We start from the raw sequence: 17380 nt of genomic DNA on the forward strand, positions 1-17380 counted from the left end.
GATCTTCATTCACTCCAGGACAGCCCACCCAGCATGAGCGAACCCTACCTGAGCCGCTGGCGATTGCGGCGTGATGGCGCAGCCATCGAAACGCCCCATGCCCGGCTCTGGCCGGTGCTGACCGCCACCGGCGAGCCGGCCATGCTGAAGATCAGCAGCGAAACCGAAGAGCAGAACAGCCATCGCCTGCTGCGTTGGTGGGACGGTGACGGCGCCGCCCGCCTGCTGGCCCACGAGGGGCCGGCGATCCTGATCGAACGTGCCGGCGGCGACTCACTGCGGCAACGCTCGATCAAGGGCGACGATGACACCTGCACCACGGTCCTGTGCCAGGTCCTGCAACGGCTGCACCGGCCACGGGGCGCGCCGCCAGCGGAACTGGTCTGCCTGCGAACATGGTTCGCCGACCTGCTGCAGCCAAGGGCTGCGCTGCCGACACTGCTGGAACAGTGCAGATCACTGGCGGAGGGACTGCTGCAGCAGGAACAGGAGATCCGGCCGCTGCACGGCGACCTGCACCACGACAACGTGCTGGATTTCGGCGCGCGCGGCTGGTTGGCGATCGACCCGAAGCGGCTGCTGGGCGACCGCGCGTTCGATTACACGACGATGTTCAGCAATCCGGACCTGTGCGGCCCCGGCATCCATGTGGCCACCCGACCCGAGCGGTTTGCCACCCGGCTGGAACAGGTCGGCGCGCTGGCGGGCCTGGAACGCACGCGCCTGCTGCGCTGGATCGCAGCCAGCGCGGGGCTGTCAGCGGTGTGGTTCCGGGATGATGGCGACCCCGCCGAAGTCGACGAGGCGGTGGCGCGGATGGCGCTGGAGGCGTTGGCGGAGGGCTGATCCCGCGCTCTGGTAGATGCCCACCTTGGTGGGCACGCCCCATCCACTATCGATACAGGCCCCTGCCTTGGTAGGTGCCCACCTTGGTGGGCACACCGGGTCCGGAGTCGATGTGCCCGGACGAAAACCGGCAGCCGGTCAGGCCTTTTCCATCGTGCACAGCAGCGGGTGCTGGTTCATCCGCGAGTACTCGTTGACCTGGGCGACCTTGGTCTCGGCCACTTCGCGGGTGAACACCCCGCACACGCCGCGGCCACGGGTATGGACGTGCAGCATCACCTGCGTGGCCTTGTCCAGGTCCATGCTGAAGAACTGCTGCAGCACGTCCACCACGAAATCCATCGGGGTGTAGTCGTCGTTGAGCAGCATCACCTGGTAGAACGGCGGCGGCGCCACTTCCGGGCGCGCGGGCTCCACGGCAACGCCGTGCTCGTGATGGGAATCGGGGGAAGACTCATGGGGCATCTGCCCATTATAGAGGCACGGGCCAGCCTGCGTCGGCCTGCCGCAGATTGGACGGCACGCACGCCCACCGTCACAATTGCACCCTCTCTCAACACTGTTTCACAGGATCTTCATGAAAAGGACCCTTCTTCCCGCCCTGCTGATCGCCCTGGCCGCCGCCGGCTCCGCCGCCGCCGAGACCCAGGCCGACAAGGCCGTGGCCCGCCACCTGGACAAGCTGGGCTATACCTACGAGGTCGACGAGGACGGCGACTACCGCATGGTGTTCGACGTCGAGGGTGATCGCACCCAGATGGTCTACGTGCGCTCGTCGGTGGAAGATTTCGGCACCCACAACATCCGCGAGATCTGGTCGCCGGCCTACAACGCCAAGACCAAGCAGTTCCCGGTGGCCGTAGCCAACCGCCTGCTGGAAGATTCGCAGGACGCCAAGATGGGCGGCTGGGTGAAACAGGACACCACCGCCATGTTCGTGGTCAAGATCGACGCCGATGCCACGGCCGACCAGCTCAGCGACGCCATCGATGCGGCCATCCGCACCGCCGACGCCATGGAGCTGGAACTGACCAAGAAGGACGAGTTCTGAGTTGAACACCACGCCGGACCCGCGCTGGGCACCGCACGCCACTGTCGCCACCGTGGTGGTCGACGGTGGCCGCGTGCTGCTGGTCGAGGAGACCATCGACGGCCGCCAGGTGCTGAACCAGCCGGCAGGCCACCTCGAGCCGGGCGAAAGCCTGGCCGAGGCAGCCCTGCGCGAGACCCGCGAGGAAACCGGCTGGACGGTGCAGCTGACCCATTTCATCGGCTGCTACCAGTGGACGGCCGGCGACGGCACCACCTTCCTGCGCTTCTGCTATGCGGCGCGTCCGGTCTCGCACGACCCGGCGCAGCCGCTGGACACCGGCATCGATCGCGCGCTGTGGCTGACCCCGGCCGAGCTGCAGGCCGCCACGGAGCGACTGCGCAGCCCACTGGTCTGGCAGGTGGTGGCTGATTTCCTGGGTGGCCAGCGCCATCCGCTTTCGCTGGTCCGGGAGGTCGCATGAGCACTCCGCGCGTGATGGTGGGCGTCTCCGGTGGCGTCGACTCCTCGGTCGCCGCCTGGCGGCTGGTGCAGCAGGGCGAGGCCGTAGCCGGTCTGTTCATGCAGAACTGGGCCGACGACGGCAGCGGCGACTGCCGCGCCGAGGACGACCGCCGCGATGCGGTGGCCATCTGCGGCCTGCTCGGTATCCCGTTCCACTTCCGTGATTTCTCCAGCGAGTACTGGCAGGGGGTGTTCGAGCACTTCCTGGCCGAGTACGCGGCCGGCCGCACCCCGAACCCGGACGTGCTGTGCAACCGCGAAGTGAAGTTCAAGCACTTCCTGGATGCCGCCCGCGAGCTGGGCGCCGAGCGCATTGCCACCGGCCACTACGCGCGGGTGACCCAGCGCGGCCACCAGTGGCTGCTGCTGCGTGGCGCCGACCGTTCCAAGGACCAGAGCTACTTCCTGCACCAGCTGGGTCAGGCGCAGCTGGCGGCCACCCTGTTCCCGATCGGCGACCTGGAAAAGACCGACCTGCGCCGGATCGCGCGTGACGTCAGCCTGCCGACCCACGCCAAGAAGGACTCCACCGGCATCTGCTTCATCGGTGAGCGCGACTTCCGTGAATTCCTCGGCCGTTACCTGCCGGCCAAACCCGGCCAGATCCTCGACCCGGCCGACGGCAGTGTGATCGCCGAGCACCCAGGCGTGTTCTATTTCACCCTGGGCCAGCGCGAGGGCCTGAACATCGGCGGCGTGCGCGGCCGCCCGGCCGCGCCGTGGTACGTGGTCGGCAAGGATGTGGCCAGCAACGTGCTGTACGTGGACCAGGACCGCGACAGCAAGTGGATGCTGTCCGACCGCCTGCGTTCGGAAACCGCGCACTGGATTGCCGGCGCGCCGCCGGCACGGCGCTTCGAATGCACCGCGCAGACCCGCTACCGCCAGCCCGACGAGCCGTGTACGGTCGAGGTGCTGGACGATGGCAGCGTGCTGGTCACCTTTGCGCGCCCGCAGCGCGCCGTTACTCCCGGTCAATCACTGGTGCTGTATGACGGTGATGTGTGCCTGGGTGGCGCGGTGATCGCCGCCACCGATGCGCCGCTGGAACAGCGCCTGCGCACCACCCCTTCCCCTTTTGAGGTAATCGCTGCATGAGTTTCACTGTCGACGACCGCGTCCTGGCTTTGGCCGGCATTGCCCAGGCCCTGCAGCAGGTACGCCGCATCGCCGATACCGGCCATTCCGACGCCGCCGCCGTGCGCACCGCCGTGGACAGCGTGTTCCGCGTCGATGCGTCTTCGCCGCAGGAGGTGTTCGGTGACCGCCATGCATTGAAGGCTGGGCTGCGCCTGCTGCACAACTACTTCCGCAGCCAGGGCCAGGACCCGATCCTGCCCAAGCTGGCCCTGTCGGTGCTGCAGCTGGAGCGCCGCTTCGTGCAGGACGGCGCCACCGTGAACAAGGTCGCCTCGGGCATCGAACGCGCCCAGCGCCAGGCCGTCGAGCTGGGCGACAGTGGGCACCCGGACGTGCTGGCCAACCTGGGTGGCCTGTACGCCGACACCATCAGCCACCTGAAGCCGCGGGTGATGGTGCAGGGCAACCCGCATTACCTGGGCCAGGCCGGTGTGGTCGCCGAGATCCGCGCCCTGCTGCTGGCCGCGGTGCGTTCAGCGGTGCTGTGGCGCCAGCTGGGCGGCAGCTACTGGGACTTCCTGTTCAGCCGCAAGGCAATGATCGAGGCCGTGGACCGGCAGCTGGCCTGAGCCCCATGGGGTCGGATCCCTTTCCGGCAAGGAAAGGGCTCTGACCCCGAAGCCGCCGAGGCGTCGGAAAACCGGCGCATTCAGAATGCACTTCGAGGCATTTCGACGTTAAAGAGAAAGGGGGTACGGCCGATACATCCTCCGTGCACCTCCCGAGAACGTCCATGTACTCACGCATTTTCATCCGTCTGGCCGCCCCCCTGGCTCTGACCCTGCTGCTCCCCTTCGCCATCGGTTTCGAATGGCCGGCCGCCCTGCGCTGGGCGATCCTGACCACGATGACGCTGAGCTGGCTCGGCTTTGCGTGGTGGACCACCCGCGCCCAGGCGCACCGTTCCCCGGAACACGCCCGTGTCCTGCGTGAGCAGGACCAGCTGCTGACCGAACTGCGCAACTTCGTCGGCAACGAGATCGACGGCTCGCGCGGCGAAGTGGAACGCGCCCGTGACCTGATCCGCCAGGCGGTGTCCAGCCTGGGCGGCAGCTTCGACGCCATGAACCGCAAGTCGCGCCAGCAGAGCCAGGCCCTGTCGCGCATCGTCGACCGCGCCGGTGATGAAGGCAATGCCGGCCTCGACGTTGCCCGTTTCGCCCAGCACGCCAGCAACCGCATGGAACAGCTGGTGGAAGCACTGGAACAGGTGAGCGGCCAGAGCAGCACCACCGTGCAGCACATCGACCAGATGGCGCAGCACCTGGATGGCATCTTCGCGCTGTTGGAAGACGTCAAGTCGATCGCGGACCAGACCAACCTGCTGGCGCTGAACGCCGCCATCGAAGCCGCGCGTGCCGGTGAAGCCGGTCGTGGCTTCGCGGTGGTCGCCGACGAAGTGCGCAACCTGTCCGAGCGCTCGACCACCTTCAACGAGCAGATCCGCAAGCTGGCGCACAGCTCCAAGGACGCCATTGCCAAGGTGCGCGAGACGGTCTCGCACATGGCCTCGCGTGACATGGACCGCTCCCGCGAAGCGCGCCAGGAAGCGGCGGCGATGCTCGACAACGTCGCGCAGATCAATGCGTCGCTGGGTGATGGCATGCGCGAAGTCTCCGACTGCGCCCGTTCGATCGATGGCAGCGTGGCCGAAGCCGTGCGCGCCCTGCAGTTCGAAGACATCGCCACCCAGGCGCTGGGCGGCGTGCACACCCACCTGGACCGCCTGACCGCGATCAACCGCGAGGCAGTGGCCCTGCAGGAACTGCTGCACCGCAATGGCGGCGTGTTCGACGAAGAGATCGCCACCGCCCTGCAGCGCACCGGCAGCCGCCTGCGCGAACTGCGCAGCGAATGGGAACGCCCGCCGCACAAGCCGGTTGCCCAGCAGAGCATGGGCGCCGGCACCGTCGAGCTGTTCTGATCCTGATGTCCGCTGCCGCCGCCGGCAGCCCGCAAGGCCCCGGTTCGTCCGGGGCCTTTGCCTGTAACCCGCCGTTGGATGCATCCTGTACACGCACCATGACCCTGATCCGCGCCCTGCCCTCCCTCGCCGACACCGAGCGCCCGCGCAACGCGAGCGTGCGTGAGCAGCTGCAGCAGCTGGAAGAGGTGGCCCGCGAGGAGATCCGCGAACTGCAGCAGCTGGCCGATGCGCGCCCTGCCCTGTCCCGCACGGACGACGCGCTGCTGGGTCTGGCGTGGGACCTGGGGTTGGATGGGGAAGCCTTGAGGTAGATCCACGCCATGCGTGGATGGTCTTCACCACCACCCGCTCCAAACCCATGGCATGATCCGCCCATGCCACCTACGGCTGGACACGGAGTGTCGTCGCATGAGCACCACGTTCATGACCTGGCTGGGATTTGCTGTGATGGTGCTCATCGCGGTCACCTTCACCTGGCGCCCCGCCTACGCCACTTTGCGGCCACCCCGGCATAGACCTGTCGCATTCCTGTTCGGCAGCCTGCTCTTCATGCTGATGGCCTTTCTATTTGCCTGGGCGCCGGCAACTGCCATCAACACCGGGCATGTTCATCTGAGCCATCACCGCTCCGGCACCATTGATGCATGGCGGGACATCGAGCCGATGACCTTCTGGCTGATCATCGTCGCGGAGTACGTGTTCGGGCTGTTGATCGCCAGCTATTCCATTGCAGGCATCGCATTGATGAAACGGTAGATCCACGCCATGCGTGGGTGCATGCGATCGCCCCTCCACCCTTTCGGACTTGTTGCATGGTGTGGATCACAGGCCCGGGGCACACTCGTCGCTCTCCCTCCCTGGTGGCCGCATGGCATTCAATCCGGAAGAAGCGCGAGAAACCTTCGAACAGTTTCTGATCATCATGGACGATCAGATTGAATGGCTGATCGAACAAGCACAGCTCCGCGGCGTCGACCTTGACGGCAGCCTGGAGAGCCTTGATCGCCTGGAGACGCTGTACACGACGATGGCTGCAACGTTGTCGGAGGACGAACAGGATGGCCTGAGGATTGTGTTTGCACGATATCTGGGCGATGTAGTGTGGGAGCATCACGGCGGCAAATGGACCCTTCCACTGGATGATCCAAAAGACATCAATTTCAACATGCCGGTTATCGTGGGGCACTCGTCCTGCCCGTGGCTGGAATTCAATCCCATCCATACGATGCATTGCTACGCCCTACGGCCAAAGGCTGGAATGCTCCGAAGCATCGTCGCGCACAGTGTTGATCCACAGATTCTGGATCTCAGCGATCTGGTGGAAGACGATTGAATCCAGGAGACTGCTCGATTCACTGGACCGCCCCGCGAGGACGGTAGCTGGTTCCGGGCAACATCCACGCACGGCGTGGATCTACTGGCGTGGCGTATTCGCTATGGCATGATGCCCCGGTCCCGTTCATGGAAGACCGATGGCCATCGCCCTGATCGCCGTGCTGTTGATCGAAGTCCTGCTGCTTGTGCTGTGGGCGCCGTTCTTCTTCCGCACAGGCATCGTCCTGTTCAATCAGCGCATCGCCGCTACGCCCGCAGAGCTGGCGCAGCTTTCGCTAGCCGGATTGGAGCATGATCTGCCGGCCGATACCTGGCTGCGCCTGGTATTCCGCGCGCTGCCGGACGGCAGTGTCGCCTTTCGCGAGAGCTTCACGCCGAGCTTTGCCGGTCGCTACTTTCCGCTGATGCGCGGGCGGGTGATGATCGACGCGCAACGCAGGGAGGTGCGGGTGGTCGGGCGGTGCAGCTGGTTCGCGCTGGGCCTGACACTGATGCTGGTGCCCATCATCCTGGTCCGCCCGGCTGCGTCGCCGATGCTGGTGGCCCTGCTGCTGTTCTACATGGGCTATTTCATCCAGCGCCGACGCTATGCACATGTAGTGGAAGCAGTGCGCGCACGGCTTCGCTCCGAATTTCCGCAGCGAATGGTTGCCGCATCGCAGTAGATCCACGCCATGCGTGGATGATCGCGAGCACCGGCATCCGTGTCGACCAAGGTCGACACCTACCAGAGCGGTGCGTCGGCGTACGGCGATCCCGCCGGGCAAGGCCCGGCGCCAACTTCAGCGTGCCAGCACGACCTCGCTGGCAGCGTCGGTGCGCCCGGGCGCGGCGTGCTGCTGGCGCAGCCACTGCGCAAGGTCGCGCGGGCTGAGCGGGCGCGAGTACAGGTAGCCCTGGATCTCGTCGCAGCCCTGGCGACGCAGCATGTCTTCTTCCTGGTGCGTTTCCACGCCCTCGGCCACCACTTTCATGCCCAGCGCGTGGCCCAGGTGCACGATGGCCTGGGTCACTTCGGCCGTGCCCGAGTCATGCAGCATGCCCTGCACGAAACTGCGGTCGATCTTCAGGCGGCCCACCGGGAAGCGGTTGAGATAATTGAGGTTCGAGAAGCCGGTACCGAAGTCATCCACCGCCAGCGGCACGCCATGCCGTTCCAGCACGTCGAAGCAGTGACGCAGGATGTCGGTGTCACGGATCAACGCCGACTCGGTCAGCTCGAGCTCCAGCCGCTGCGGCGGCCAGCCGTGGGCATGGCAGATCTCGATCACCCGCTCGGCAAAGCCACGATCACGCAACTGCACCGCCGACACATTGACCGCGATGCGGTCGAAACACAGGCCAGCCCGGTCCCAGGCGATCGCCTGGCGGCAGGCCTCATTCAGTACCCAGTCGCCGATCCGCACGATCTCGCCGCACTTCTCGGCGATGGGGATGAACTCGGCCGGGCTGCAGTAGCCGATGCCGGGCCGATGCCAGCGCAGCAGTGCCTCGATCGCCGGTGGCTCGCCCTGGTGCGCATGCAGCAGCGGCTGGTAGGCCAGGCTGAACTCTTCGCGTTCGATCGCGCCGTGCAGGGCATGCTCCAACTCGAGCTTGCGCTGGATGCGGGCCAATGCGTCCTGGCTGTAGTACTGGTAGGTGTTGCGCCCCGCTTCCTTGGCCGCGTACATCGCGGCGTCGGCGGCACGCAGCAGTGAATCGAAATCGGTCTGCGCATCGCCCAGCATCGCGATGCCGACGCTGGCACCGACCTTCAACGTGGTCTCGCCACGGCGCAATGGCTCGGCCAGCGAAGCGATCAGCTTCCGCGCCACGTGGCCGGCGTCTTCCGGCTCGGCCAGGTCGCGCAGCACGACGATGAACTCGTCGCCACTGAAGCGGCCGAACAGGTCGTTGTTGCGAAGGTTCTGGTGCAGGCGGGTGGCGGCGGCCTTCAGCAGCGCATCACCGGTGGCATGACCGAAGCTGTCGTTGATGGTCTTGAAGCCGTCCAGGTCGATGAACAACATCGCCAGCGAGGTGCCGCGGTCGCGCGCTTCCTCGATGGCTTCGGCGGTCTGTTCGCCGAGCAGCACGCGATTGGGCAGGCCGGTCAGCAGGTCGTAGTGGGCCAGCAGCTCGATGCGCTCGTTGGCCTCGCGCTCGCGGGTGATGTCACGGAACAGCACCACGAAGCGCGGCGGCAGGCCATCGCGACGATCCAGCTCGATCAATACCTGCACCCACACGCGCAGGCCGGACTGGCGGTAGAAGCACAGGTCCAACTGTTCGGGCAGCCCGCCGCCGGCAATCCGGACCAACGCGGCGTCGAAGGCATTGCGCGAATCCTCGGTGTACAGCGCCAGTGCCTGGTCGAGGGTGATCGGCTCCTTGCGCAGGCCGTGGATGCGGTAGCACTCCTCGGTCCACTGCATGTGCCGGGTCTGCACTTCGATCTCGCAGCCGCCGATGCGGCCCAGCGCGGACACGCGGTTGAGCAGTTCTGTACGCCAGCGGATCAGTGCATCGGTCTGGTGCTGCTCGGTGATGTTCTGCACCTGGCCGAGCAGTCGCTTGGGCTGGCCATCCATGTCCAGCAGCGGCTGCATCCATAGCCGCAGATGCTGCGACGGTTCGTTGCCCCGGGTCAGTTCCAGTTCGATGTTGGCGGCCCGGCCATCGCGCCACAAGCGTCGCCATGCTGCGCGTAGCGCACCACGCGAGCGCGGATGCAGCTGCTTCAGCCAGCGCCGCTGGCCGGGTACGGCCCCCTGCTCCAACGCCAGCAGCGAACGCAGCTCCGGCGACCACCAGAAATGACCGCTGTTGGGGTCGAACGACCAGCTGCCCATGCTGGCGATGCGCTGGGCCTCGCTCAGGTGCAGCTGCTGCTCCTGAAGCAGCCCTTCCAGCTGCTTCTGTTGTTCGATATCGGTATGCGTGCCGACCATGCGCAGCGGCTGACCATCTGCGGTGCGCGCGATCACGCGGCCGCGGTCCAGTACCCAACGCCACTGGCCGTCGCCCTGGCGGAAACGGAACTGTGCGCTGTACTGTTCGCTCAAGCCACGCAGATGCTCATCCAGTGCAGCCCGCACCTGTGCGATGTCCTCGCTGTGCACGCGGGCCAGAATCTCGGTAGCGGTTTCATCGCCCAGTGCCGGGGTGCGCACCACACGGTCGCTGGGAATGTCCCAGTCCCAGAGGCTGTGCCCGGCGCTGTCCAGCGCCAGCTCCCAGCGCCCACCGCCGCCGAGCGGCACCGGCTCTGGAATGCTCAGCGTGAAGGCCAGCAGGTTGCCGGCGCCATCATGCACGGCGCGCAGGTGGCCGTCGTAGTGGCCGTGCGGGCCACCCGGCAGCGTGCAGGCCACGATGCCGCCATCGGCGGCCATCAGGCGCAGATCTTCCAGCATCGGCGCATACGCAGCCACGGTCGCCGGCAGGCCATGCTCGCGCGCAGCTGGATTGGCCGCCAGCGGGCGGCCCGTGCGGTCGACGATGACCAGCGCCGACGCAAGCGGGTGCTGCAGCAGGCTGGCGATGATCCCTTGGTCCACGCGATCTTGCTCCGGATGACACGCCCGTCAGCGGGGCACGCAGTGGTTAACGGCGCCTGCGGCGGATAATTGAGTGGTCTGGGCGCACCTGCGCGGTAAGATGGCCGGCGCCCCTTTCTTCCGCCCTGTCCATGCCCGCAGAACCGACCGGCAACGCCCCAGTTCCCGACCCGCGGATGGCGCAGGCGCTGAGCCGCGACCGGCGCCGGGTGGTGCTGAGCTACCTGGCGATGGCGCTGGCCTGGATGATCTCCACCGACACTGCAGTGCAGGCACTGGTGCCCGACCCGCAGCAGGCGGCCTTGTGGCAGGGCCTGAAGGGCTCGTTCTTCGCCCTTGCCAGCGCCGGCCTGCTGTATCTGCTGCTGCGCCCGCTGGCCGAGCATGTGCTGCACACCCATGCACGCCAGCAGGCCTCCGAGCTGCGCCTGCGGCAGATGTTCGAAGGCAACCCCGGCCCGATCCTGGTCTACGACCTGGACACACTGGCGATCCTCGATGCCAATCCGGCGGCCTGTACGGCCTTCGGCTGGGACCGTGACGAACTGCTGGAGCAGACCATCGATTCGCTGTGGCCGCCAGGCCAGGACCAGGCACTGCAGACCAAGCTGGAGGCGATCCGCGAGGCACCGGAGGAACTATGCATCCTGCGTACCCAGCTGCAGCTGCGCGACGGCTCCCTGCGTCAGATGGAACTTCGCTCCAACGCCATCAGCTATGACGGCCACAACGCCCGCCTGCTGATTGCCATCGACCGCACCGCCGAAGACCTGGCCCAGCTGCGCCGTGACCAGGCGCTGGCGCGGGTCGAAGAAGCCCACGAGCTGGCACGCATCGGCGCCTGGGAGCTGGACCCCTCCACGGGACTTGGCCGCTATTCGAACCAGGTCTATCGCCTGCTCGGTCGCCGCCCGCCCGAGGCGCGGCGCTGGCATCGCTTCGACGAACTGCTGGTGCCGGCCGACCCGGCCACCGCCACCCAGACCGAACAGCTGCTGGCCGAGCTCTGCTCCGGCGAGCCGGTCCAGGTGGACGTGCTGTTGCCGTTGCTGTCGATGGATGGGCGCGCCTTGATGGTGCATCTGCGTGCGGCCAGCGGCATCGACGAGGCCGGCCGCAACCGCGTGCTGGGCACCCTGCAGGACGTGACCGAGCGCGAGCAGTCGCGACGCCTGCTGCGCGAGCGCGAGGAACAGTTCCGCGAGCTGGTACGGGTACTGCCCGACGGCGTGGTCATCCTCTCCGACGAACACGTGCTGTACGCCAACGCCTGGGCCGCCAGCCTGTTCGGCTATGGCAGCCACACCCTGCTGGGCGAACCCCTGTCAGCACTGGTGGACAGCGCCGATCTGGCCCGCGTGCGCAGCCAATTGCGTGCAGGCCAACCACACCTGGGGCCCGGTCACAGCAGCGTGGTGGCGATGCAGCGCGCGGATGGCCGCAGCTTCCATGCCGGCCTGGCGGTGGGCGAAGTGCGTTATGGCGGACGCGACTGCAAGCTGCTGATCGTGCGCGACCTGAGCGATTCCGAACGCACCCGCACTGCACTGGAAACCAGCAACCGTGAGCTGCAGGCGATGGCCGGCCGACTGTTCTCGCTGCAGGAAGACGAACGCCGCGCGATCTCGCGCGACCTGCACGACGACATCGGCCAGGCGATCACCGCAATCAAGCTGTCCGCCCATGCTGCGCAGGACGAGCATGATCCACAGCGCCGCGCCGAGGATCTGGCGCAGATCGTCAGCCTGGCCGACACCACCGTGGCCAAGCTGCGCGACATCTCCACGCTGCTGCGCCCGCCGCAGCTGGATGCCCTGGGCCTGGAGGCCGCACTGAGCTGGCAGGCACGGGTGCTGTTCCGTTCCTCGCCGGTGGAACTGCTGGCCGAGATCGAACCGCTGCCACAACGTCCTGACAACAGCATCGAGCAGGCCTGCTTCCGCATCGCGCAGGAGAGCCTGACCAATGCCCTGCGCCATGCCCGCGCCAGCCAGGTCCTGCTGCAGCTGCGCGATGTCGGCCAGCGCGGCCTGCACCTGCAGATCCGTGATGATGGCGAGGGCTTCGACCCGGACGGTCCGCGCGGGCTGGGCCTGATCGTGATGCGTGAGCGTGCGCAGAGCGTCGGTGGCCATGTGCGGATCGAATCCGCACACGGCGAAGGCACCCTGATCGACGTACACCTCCCCTACCAGGCGGCCAGCATGGCCGCCGTTGAGTCACCGGACTACTGAGCCTATGTGGAATCCCAACCAGCCCCCGGTCAGCATCGATGATGCGCCTGATCGCCTTGGCGCCGGCAACCCCGAGCTGCAGGCGATGGTCGCCGAGGCGGCCTCGGGCGGCACCGCACTGATGTTGATGCACGTGGACATCGACCACTTCGCCTCGGTCAACGAAAACATGAGCGCCGAGGTGGGTGACCAGGCCCTGGTGCTGGTGGCGCAGCGGTTGCAGTCCTACCTGCGTGGTCGCGGCAAGCTGTGGCGCCACGGCAGCGATGAGTTCCTGATCGCAGTGCCACGCACTGCCGACGTGCCATTGCCGGAGGACTTCGCAGAGGAGATCCGGCAGCAGATGGAGCTGCCGCTGTCGGTGCTGCCGTACACCTTGTTCATGACCGGCAAGCTGGGCGTCAGCCTGTGCCCGGACCATGCCAGCAGCACCTCGCGCCTGCTCGATCACGCCGAGGATGCGCTGTACCAGGCGGCCCGCGAAGGCGGCAACGCGGTGCGCATCCACGCCGTGGATACGCCACCGAGCGCGCACAGCGAAAGCATCATCGCCCGCCAGATCGTGGACGCCATTCCCAACGGCGAACTGAAACTGCGTTACCAGCCGCTGGTCAGCGCCCGCGATGGCCACGTGGTCGGCATGGAAGCGCTGCTGCGCTGGCAGTCGCCGACGCTTGGCATGCTGGTGCCGGAGCGCTTCATGCGCACCGCCGAGCGGCTGGGCATCATCGTGCAGATCGGCACCTGGGTGCTGGAAGGCGCACTGAAGCAGGCCCGCCTGTGGCGCGACCAGGGCTTCGACGACTTCACCATCGCGGTGAATGTCTCCACCCTGCAGCTGCTGCGGCCCAACTTCTTCGCTGAAGTCATGGGCCTGATCCAGGCCGCGGGCGTGCCGGCACAGATGCTGACGCTGGAGATCAACGAAAGCGCGCTGACCAACAACGTCAACTTCGTGCACGAGACGCTGGCCAATCTGCGCAACGAAGGCATCAGCCTGAGCCTGGACAATTTCGGCACCGGTGATTCCAGCCTGAGTGCACTGGTCCGCTACCCGGTGGACAAGCTCAAGATCGACCGCAGCTTCATCAAGAGCGCGCCGGCCGGCAACCGTGAGGCGGCCATCGCCCGCGCGATCATCGCCATGGGCCACCAGCTGGGCATGACCGTGATCGCCAACGGTGTGGAATCGCAGGCCCAGCTGGGCTTCCTGCGCCGCAACGACTGCGATGTGTTCCAGGGCTATCTGTTCGGCGAACCGATGTCGGCCGATGCCGCCGGCATGACCCTGCGCCGCCGCTACCTGCGTCCGGAAGCCTTTGCCGAGACCCGTCCCGACCGCACGCTGCTATTGCTGGACGACGAAGAGAACGTACTGCGCTCGCTGGTGCGTCTGTTCCGTCGCGACGGCTACCGCATCCTGGCCGCCGGCAACGTGCGCGATGCGTTCGACCTGCTGGCAATCAATGACGTGCAGGTGATCCTGTCCGACCAGCGCATGAGCGACATGAGCGGCACCGAGTTCCTGGGCCGGGTGAAGATGCTGTACCCGGACACGATCCGCCTGGTGCTGTCCGGTTACACCGATCTGAACACCGTGACCGACGCGATCAACCGCGGTGCGATCTATCGCTTCCTGACCAAGCCGTGGAACGACGACGAGCTGCGCAAGCACATCCACCAGGCGTTCCGCACCTACGAGGAGCAGCGCCGCAGCAACGCCGGTCCGGCGCCGGTGGAAAGCGGAGATGGCGGGGAGGATCGCCCATTGCGGTAACGATCCCCTCTGGTAGCGCCGGCCGCTGACCGGCTGCTCTCGATGCCCGGTTCAATGAGGTTGCCGGCCAGCGGCCGGCACTACCCGAAGCGCGAATCCAGGTCGGGGACAAGCCCTGGTAGAGCCGGTCGCTGGCCGGCTGCTCTCGATGCCGGGTTCAATGAGGTTGCCGGCCAGCGGCCGGCACTACCCTGAGCAGTCAGCGCGGCTGCTTCACCGGCAGCACCACGCGGAAACGCGAACCCACGCCTGGGGTGCTGTCCAGGTCGATGCGGCCGTGGTGCTTGTTGATGATGCTGTAGGAGATCGACAGGCCCAGGCCGGTACCGCTGCCGACCGGCTTGGTGGTGAAGAACGGATCGAAGATGCGCTGGCGCAGTTCCGGCGAGATGCCACCGCCGGTGTCTTCAAACTCGACCCACACATGATCGCCATCAACGCCGGTGCGCACCGTAATCGTGCCGCGCTCGGCGATGGCGTGGCCGGCGTTGAGCAGCAGGTTCATGTAGACCTGGTTCAATTCCGACGGCAGGCACTCCACCAACGGCAACTGGCCGAACTCCCGCACCAGGGTGACCTTGTACTTCAGCTCGTTCCAGATGATGTTGATGGTCGATTCCAGGCCCGCGTGCAGGTCGACCAGCTTCCACGACTCGTCGCGGCCGGAATACGAGAAGTCCTTCAGATCACGCACGATGCGCGTCACCCGCTCGATGCCTTCGCGCGACTCGGCCATCAGCTGCGGCAGGTCGCGGCTGATGAAATCGATGTCCAGGCGGTCACGGATATCGTCGATCTCCGGGATCAGCGCCTTCGGGTCCGGCGCCCGCAATGCGCGCTCGTAGGCTTCGATCACGGTGAACAGGCTGCGCAGGTACTCCTGCAGGCTGCCCAGGTTGGAGTGCACGTAGCCGATCGGGTTGTTGATCTCGTGCGCGACGCCTGCGGCGAGCTGGCCGATCGAGGCCATTTTCTCCGACTGCAGCAGTTTTTCCTGGGTACCGTTGAGGCGCAGGTAGGCCTGCCGCAGCTCTGCATGACGCTGCTGCAATTCGCGTTCGTAGTCTTCCTGGCCTTCGATATGGCGGAACAACGCCAGGAAGTGCCCCTGGCCCACCGGGCCGTGGTGATACAGATGGGCGATGACCACGCCCTCGCCCAGCGGCAGGCTGCCGTTCCAGTGACCATGCTGGCGCGCCTGCTCCAATGCATCAGGCGGCAGCAGTTCACGCAGGCGCTGCGGCGGTGGCAGGCCGCCGCCCTCACCGCTGGCCAGCAGGTTCTGCGCGGCCGGGTTGGCCAGGGCCACCTGCCCGTCTTCGGTGAACAGCAGCAGCCCTTCGCGCAGGCGCTCAAGCAGCGCCTGCAGCACCGGCTGCGGCGGAAGGGGGGCGGTAACCAGGGCGTTGGCAGCGGACACGGCGACTCGGGGCATTCGAACAGGCGCCCAATATACGCGGTCGTGCGGCGGGCTTCAGCCCGCGGGGGTGGGATGTGCGACCGCCGTCGCGTCAGGCGATGGCGAGTGGGCGCCGCGCAGTGACCGTATGCGACTGGCCCTTGGCATCATAGGAGGAGGAGGCCTCGGTACGCCCGAGCTGGCGCAGCGCCCAATCGACCTCGCGGCGCCGGCGCGACAGCAGCACGCCATTGGCTCGGTTGCGTTCGGCCAGTTCCTGGAGGTGATCCCCCTCACCAAGCGGCGGCGTGCCTTCCAGTGCACGCAGCGCCTCCAGCTTGGCACCGGTCGCCCGGATCAGCGCGTGTACGTCATGATCGACCAGCGCCTGACGTTCAACGTCAAGCGCCTGGGCCAGCCGCTGCAGTTGTTCGCTCATCGGCGCGGTCATCCGTGCAGCTGCTGATCCAGCTCAAGCATGCGCGATGCGATCGCGTCCGGATTGATCTTGTAGGTGCCGTTCTGCAGCGACTCGCGCACTGCGGCCACACGCTGGGCGTCAATTGCCGGGGCGGTGGTCAGCTCACGCTCGATGGCCTGCAGATTGGTGGCCTCGCCGGTCAGGCGCAGGCTGTCGGCCGCTTCGACCGGGCGCGCCGCCGCATCGGTGCTGACGCCGGGCTTGTTGGCCGTGGTCGTCACGCTGCGCAGTGCCTGGGGGACCTGCAGGTTGCCGTCGATTTTCTGGCTCATGGGGTGTCCTGGAGTTGCCGTTCACAAGGGATAACGGCCGCAGGGCCGTGATCTTTAGGGATATTTTGCGGTAAATCAACGCGCCACGATTACGTCACCGGCGGCATCGACCGTGCCCTGCACAATCCGCCGCGAGGACAGGTTCTCCACCGAGACCCGTTCGTTTTCACCGGCATCGCCCATCGCACGGCCTGCAATACGGACCTCGACCGAGCCGCGACGCGAAACCAGGGCCACATTGTCTCCTCGCTTGATGAGACGCTGCACCACCAGATCGTTGCTCGACAGCAGGGCTCCGGCCTGCAACGGACGGCGGGCGATGCGACCGATCGCTGCATTCGGATCGGCCAGCACCGCACCGGCAATCCGGGCGGCATCACGCTGGGCAGTGGTGATATCGGCGGCGGTGAGGGTTTCTCCAGTACCGATTCCACGGTTCAGCACCAGCACGGTCTGGTTGCGCCGCACCTTTACTGGCACGAACAGGCGCCACCCGCCGGCATCCGGGCAGCTGACTTCAACCGTGGTGTTGGCGGTGGGCTGCACCTGTAGCGCGCCACCACACCTGGGCAAGCGCAGCGCATCGGCCACCTGGGCCTCGCCCTCGCTGCCTGCCGGCAGCGTCGACAACGCGGCGGTGCGGATACTGGCCACCGGCTGCCAGTCGGCGGCAACCGCCCACGGCGAGGCCAGGGCCAGCGCGATGGCGAAGAGCGATGTGACCCGGCGCATGGCGCCTCCTGTCGATGGGATCTGGCCCAGGTGCGTGCAAGGGGTGTGCCAGAGGGGCTTGTGTAGAGTCGGGGGGGGGGGGGGGGGGTGTGGGGGGGGGGGGGGGGGGCGCGCGTGGGAAGGGCGGGGGGGGGGGCGGG

The 17380-nt window shown here is 66.8% G+C and carries 18 protein-coding genes; 12 read left to right on the forward strand and 6 right to left on the reverse strand.

Going from position 1 to position 17380, the window contains the following annotated elements; translation table 11 throughout:
* The first annotated feature begins 33 nt into the window (after positions 1-33).
* The gene (locus V3B64_RS02220; RefSeq protein WP_329913547.1) at positions 34-846 is read left to right on the forward strand and encodes an APH(6) family putative aminoglycoside O-phosphotransferase; all 813 of its coding nucleotides are present in this window, start codon (positions 34-36) and stop codon (positions 844-846) included.
* Between the two features lie 138 nt (positions 847-984).
* Here V3B64_RS02220 and clpS read toward each other — a convergent pair whose 3' ends face one another.
* Positions 985-1311 carry an ATP-dependent Clp protease adapter ClpS gene (gene clpS / locus V3B64_RS02225; protein ID WP_006444529.1) on the reverse strand — a complete coding sequence of 109 codons (327 nt, stop codon included), beginning with the start codon at positions 1309-1311 and terminating at the stop codon, positions 985-987.
* A gap of 112 nt (positions 1312-1423) precedes the next feature.
* Between clpS and V3B64_RS02230 the strand changes: the two genes are divergently transcribed.
* The 9 genes from V3B64_RS02230 (at position 1424) to V3B64_RS02270 (ending at position 7468) form a co-directional block, all read left to right on the forward strand.
* A complete protein-coding gene (locus tag V3B64_RS02230; RefSeq protein ID WP_032127360.1) occupies positions 1424-1897 on the forward strand; it encodes a hypothetical protein in 474 nt (157 codons plus the stop codon).
* Between the two features lies 1 nt (position 1898).
* Positions 1899-2360, forward strand: coding sequence for an NUDIX hydrolase (locus tag V3B64_RS02235; protein WP_071227431.1), 462 nt, complete (start codon positions 1899-1901; stop codon positions 2358-2360).
* Positions 2357-3499 carry a tRNA 2-thiouridine(34) synthase MnmA gene (mnmA, locus tag V3B64_RS02240; RefSeq protein WP_329913548.1) on the forward strand — a complete coding sequence of 381 codons (1143 nt, stop codon included), beginning with the start codon at positions 2357-2359 and terminating at the stop codon, positions 3497-3499. The genes V3B64_RS02235 and mnmA overlap by 4 nt, the downstream gene beginning before the upstream one ends.
* Positions 3496-4110, forward strand: coding sequence for a high frequency lysogenization protein HflD (gene hflD / locus V3B64_RS02245; RefSeq protein WP_032127363.1), 615 nt, complete (start codon positions 3496-3498; stop codon positions 4108-4110). The genes mnmA and hflD overlap by 4 nt, the downstream gene beginning before the upstream one ends.
* Positions 4111-4274: 164 nt before the next feature.
* Positions 4275-5465 carry a methyl-accepting chemotaxis protein gene (locus V3B64_RS02250; RefSeq protein ID WP_121503221.1) on the forward strand — a complete coding sequence of 397 codons (1191 nt, stop codon included), beginning with the start codon at positions 4275-4277 and terminating at the stop codon, positions 5463-5465.
* Between the two features lie 98 nt (positions 5466-5563).
* Positions 5564-5779, forward strand: a complete 216-nt coding sequence (locus tag V3B64_RS02255; RefSeq protein ID WP_049399379.1) for a hypothetical protein — start codon at positions 5564-5566, stop codon at positions 5777-5779.
* 97 nt (positions 5780-5876) lie between these two features.
* Entirely contained in the window at positions 5877-6224 is a 348-nt protein-coding gene (locus V3B64_RS02260) for a hypothetical protein (protein ID WP_121503220.1), read from the forward strand.
* 112 nt (positions 6225-6336) lie between these two features.
* A complete protein-coding gene (locus V3B64_RS02265) occupies positions 6337-6801 on the forward strand; it encodes a hypothetical protein (RefSeq protein WP_121503219.1) in 465 nt (154 codons plus the stop codon).
* A 139-nt stretch (positions 6802-6940) separates the two neighbouring features.
* Complete coding sequence (locus V3B64_RS02270; protein WP_121503218.1) at positions 6941-7468, forward strand: hypothetical protein; 528 nt, start codon at positions 6941-6943, stop codon at positions 7466-7468.
* A gap of 117 nt (positions 7469-7585) precedes the next feature.
* Here V3B64_RS02270 and V3B64_RS02275 read toward each other — a convergent pair whose 3' ends face one another.
* Complete coding sequence (locus V3B64_RS02275) at positions 7586-10345, reverse strand: EAL domain-containing protein (RefSeq protein WP_329913549.1); 2760 nt, start codon at positions 10343-10345, stop codon at positions 7586-7588.
* Between the two features lie 131 nt (positions 10346-10476).
* Between V3B64_RS02275 and V3B64_RS02280 the strand changes: the two genes are divergently transcribed.
* Both V3B64_RS02280 and V3B64_RS02285 read left to right on the forward strand, forming a co-directional pair.
* Positions 10477-12579, forward strand: coding sequence for a PAS domain S-box protein (locus tag V3B64_RS02280; protein ID WP_329913550.1), 2103 nt, complete (start codon positions 10477-10479; stop codon positions 12577-12579).
* 4 nt (positions 12580-12583) lie between these two features.
* Positions 12584-14356, forward strand: coding sequence for an EAL domain-containing protein (locus V3B64_RS02285; RefSeq protein WP_032127372.1), 1773 nt, complete (start codon positions 12584-12586; stop codon positions 14354-14356).
* Between the two features lie 199 nt (positions 14357-14555).
* Here the strand turns inward: V3B64_RS02285 and V3B64_RS02290 are convergent, their stop codons facing one another.
* The 4 genes from V3B64_RS02290 to flgA all read right to left on the reverse strand — a co-directional run bounded on the left by V3B64_RS02290 (position 14556) and on the right by flgA (position 17240).
* Positions 14556-15776 (reverse strand): ATP-binding protein, encoded by a 1221-nt coding sequence (locus V3B64_RS02290; protein WP_019337422.1) that lies wholly within the window; start codon positions 15774-15776, stop codon positions 14556-14558.
* A gap of 91 nt (positions 15777-15867) precedes the next feature.
* Positions 15868-16206, reverse strand: a complete 339-nt coding sequence (locus V3B64_RS02295; protein WP_049399388.1) for a flagella protein — start codon at positions 16204-16206, stop codon at positions 15868-15870.
* Positions 16203-16508, reverse strand: a complete 306-nt coding sequence (gene flgM / locus V3B64_RS02300; RefSeq protein ID WP_132810066.1) for a flagellar biosynthesis anti-sigma factor FlgM — start codon at positions 16506-16508, stop codon at positions 16203-16205. Before flgM ends, V3B64_RS02295 begins: the two co-directional genes overlap by 4 nt.
* Positions 16509-16583: 75 nt before the next feature.
* The gene (gene flgA, locus V3B64_RS02305) at positions 16584-17240 is read right to left on the reverse strand and encodes a flagellar basal body P-ring formation chaperone FlgA (protein ID WP_329913551.1); all 657 of its coding nucleotides are present in this window, start codon (positions 17238-17240) and stop codon (positions 16584-16586) included.
* Positions 17241-17380: the final 140 nt, after the last annotated feature.

It is taken from the genome of Stenotrophomonas sp. SMYL86 (genome assembly GCF_036320025.1).
Lineage (GTDB): Bacteria > Pseudomonadota > Gammaproteobacteria > Xanthomonadales > Xanthomonadaceae > Stenotrophomonas > Stenotrophomonas maltophilia_A.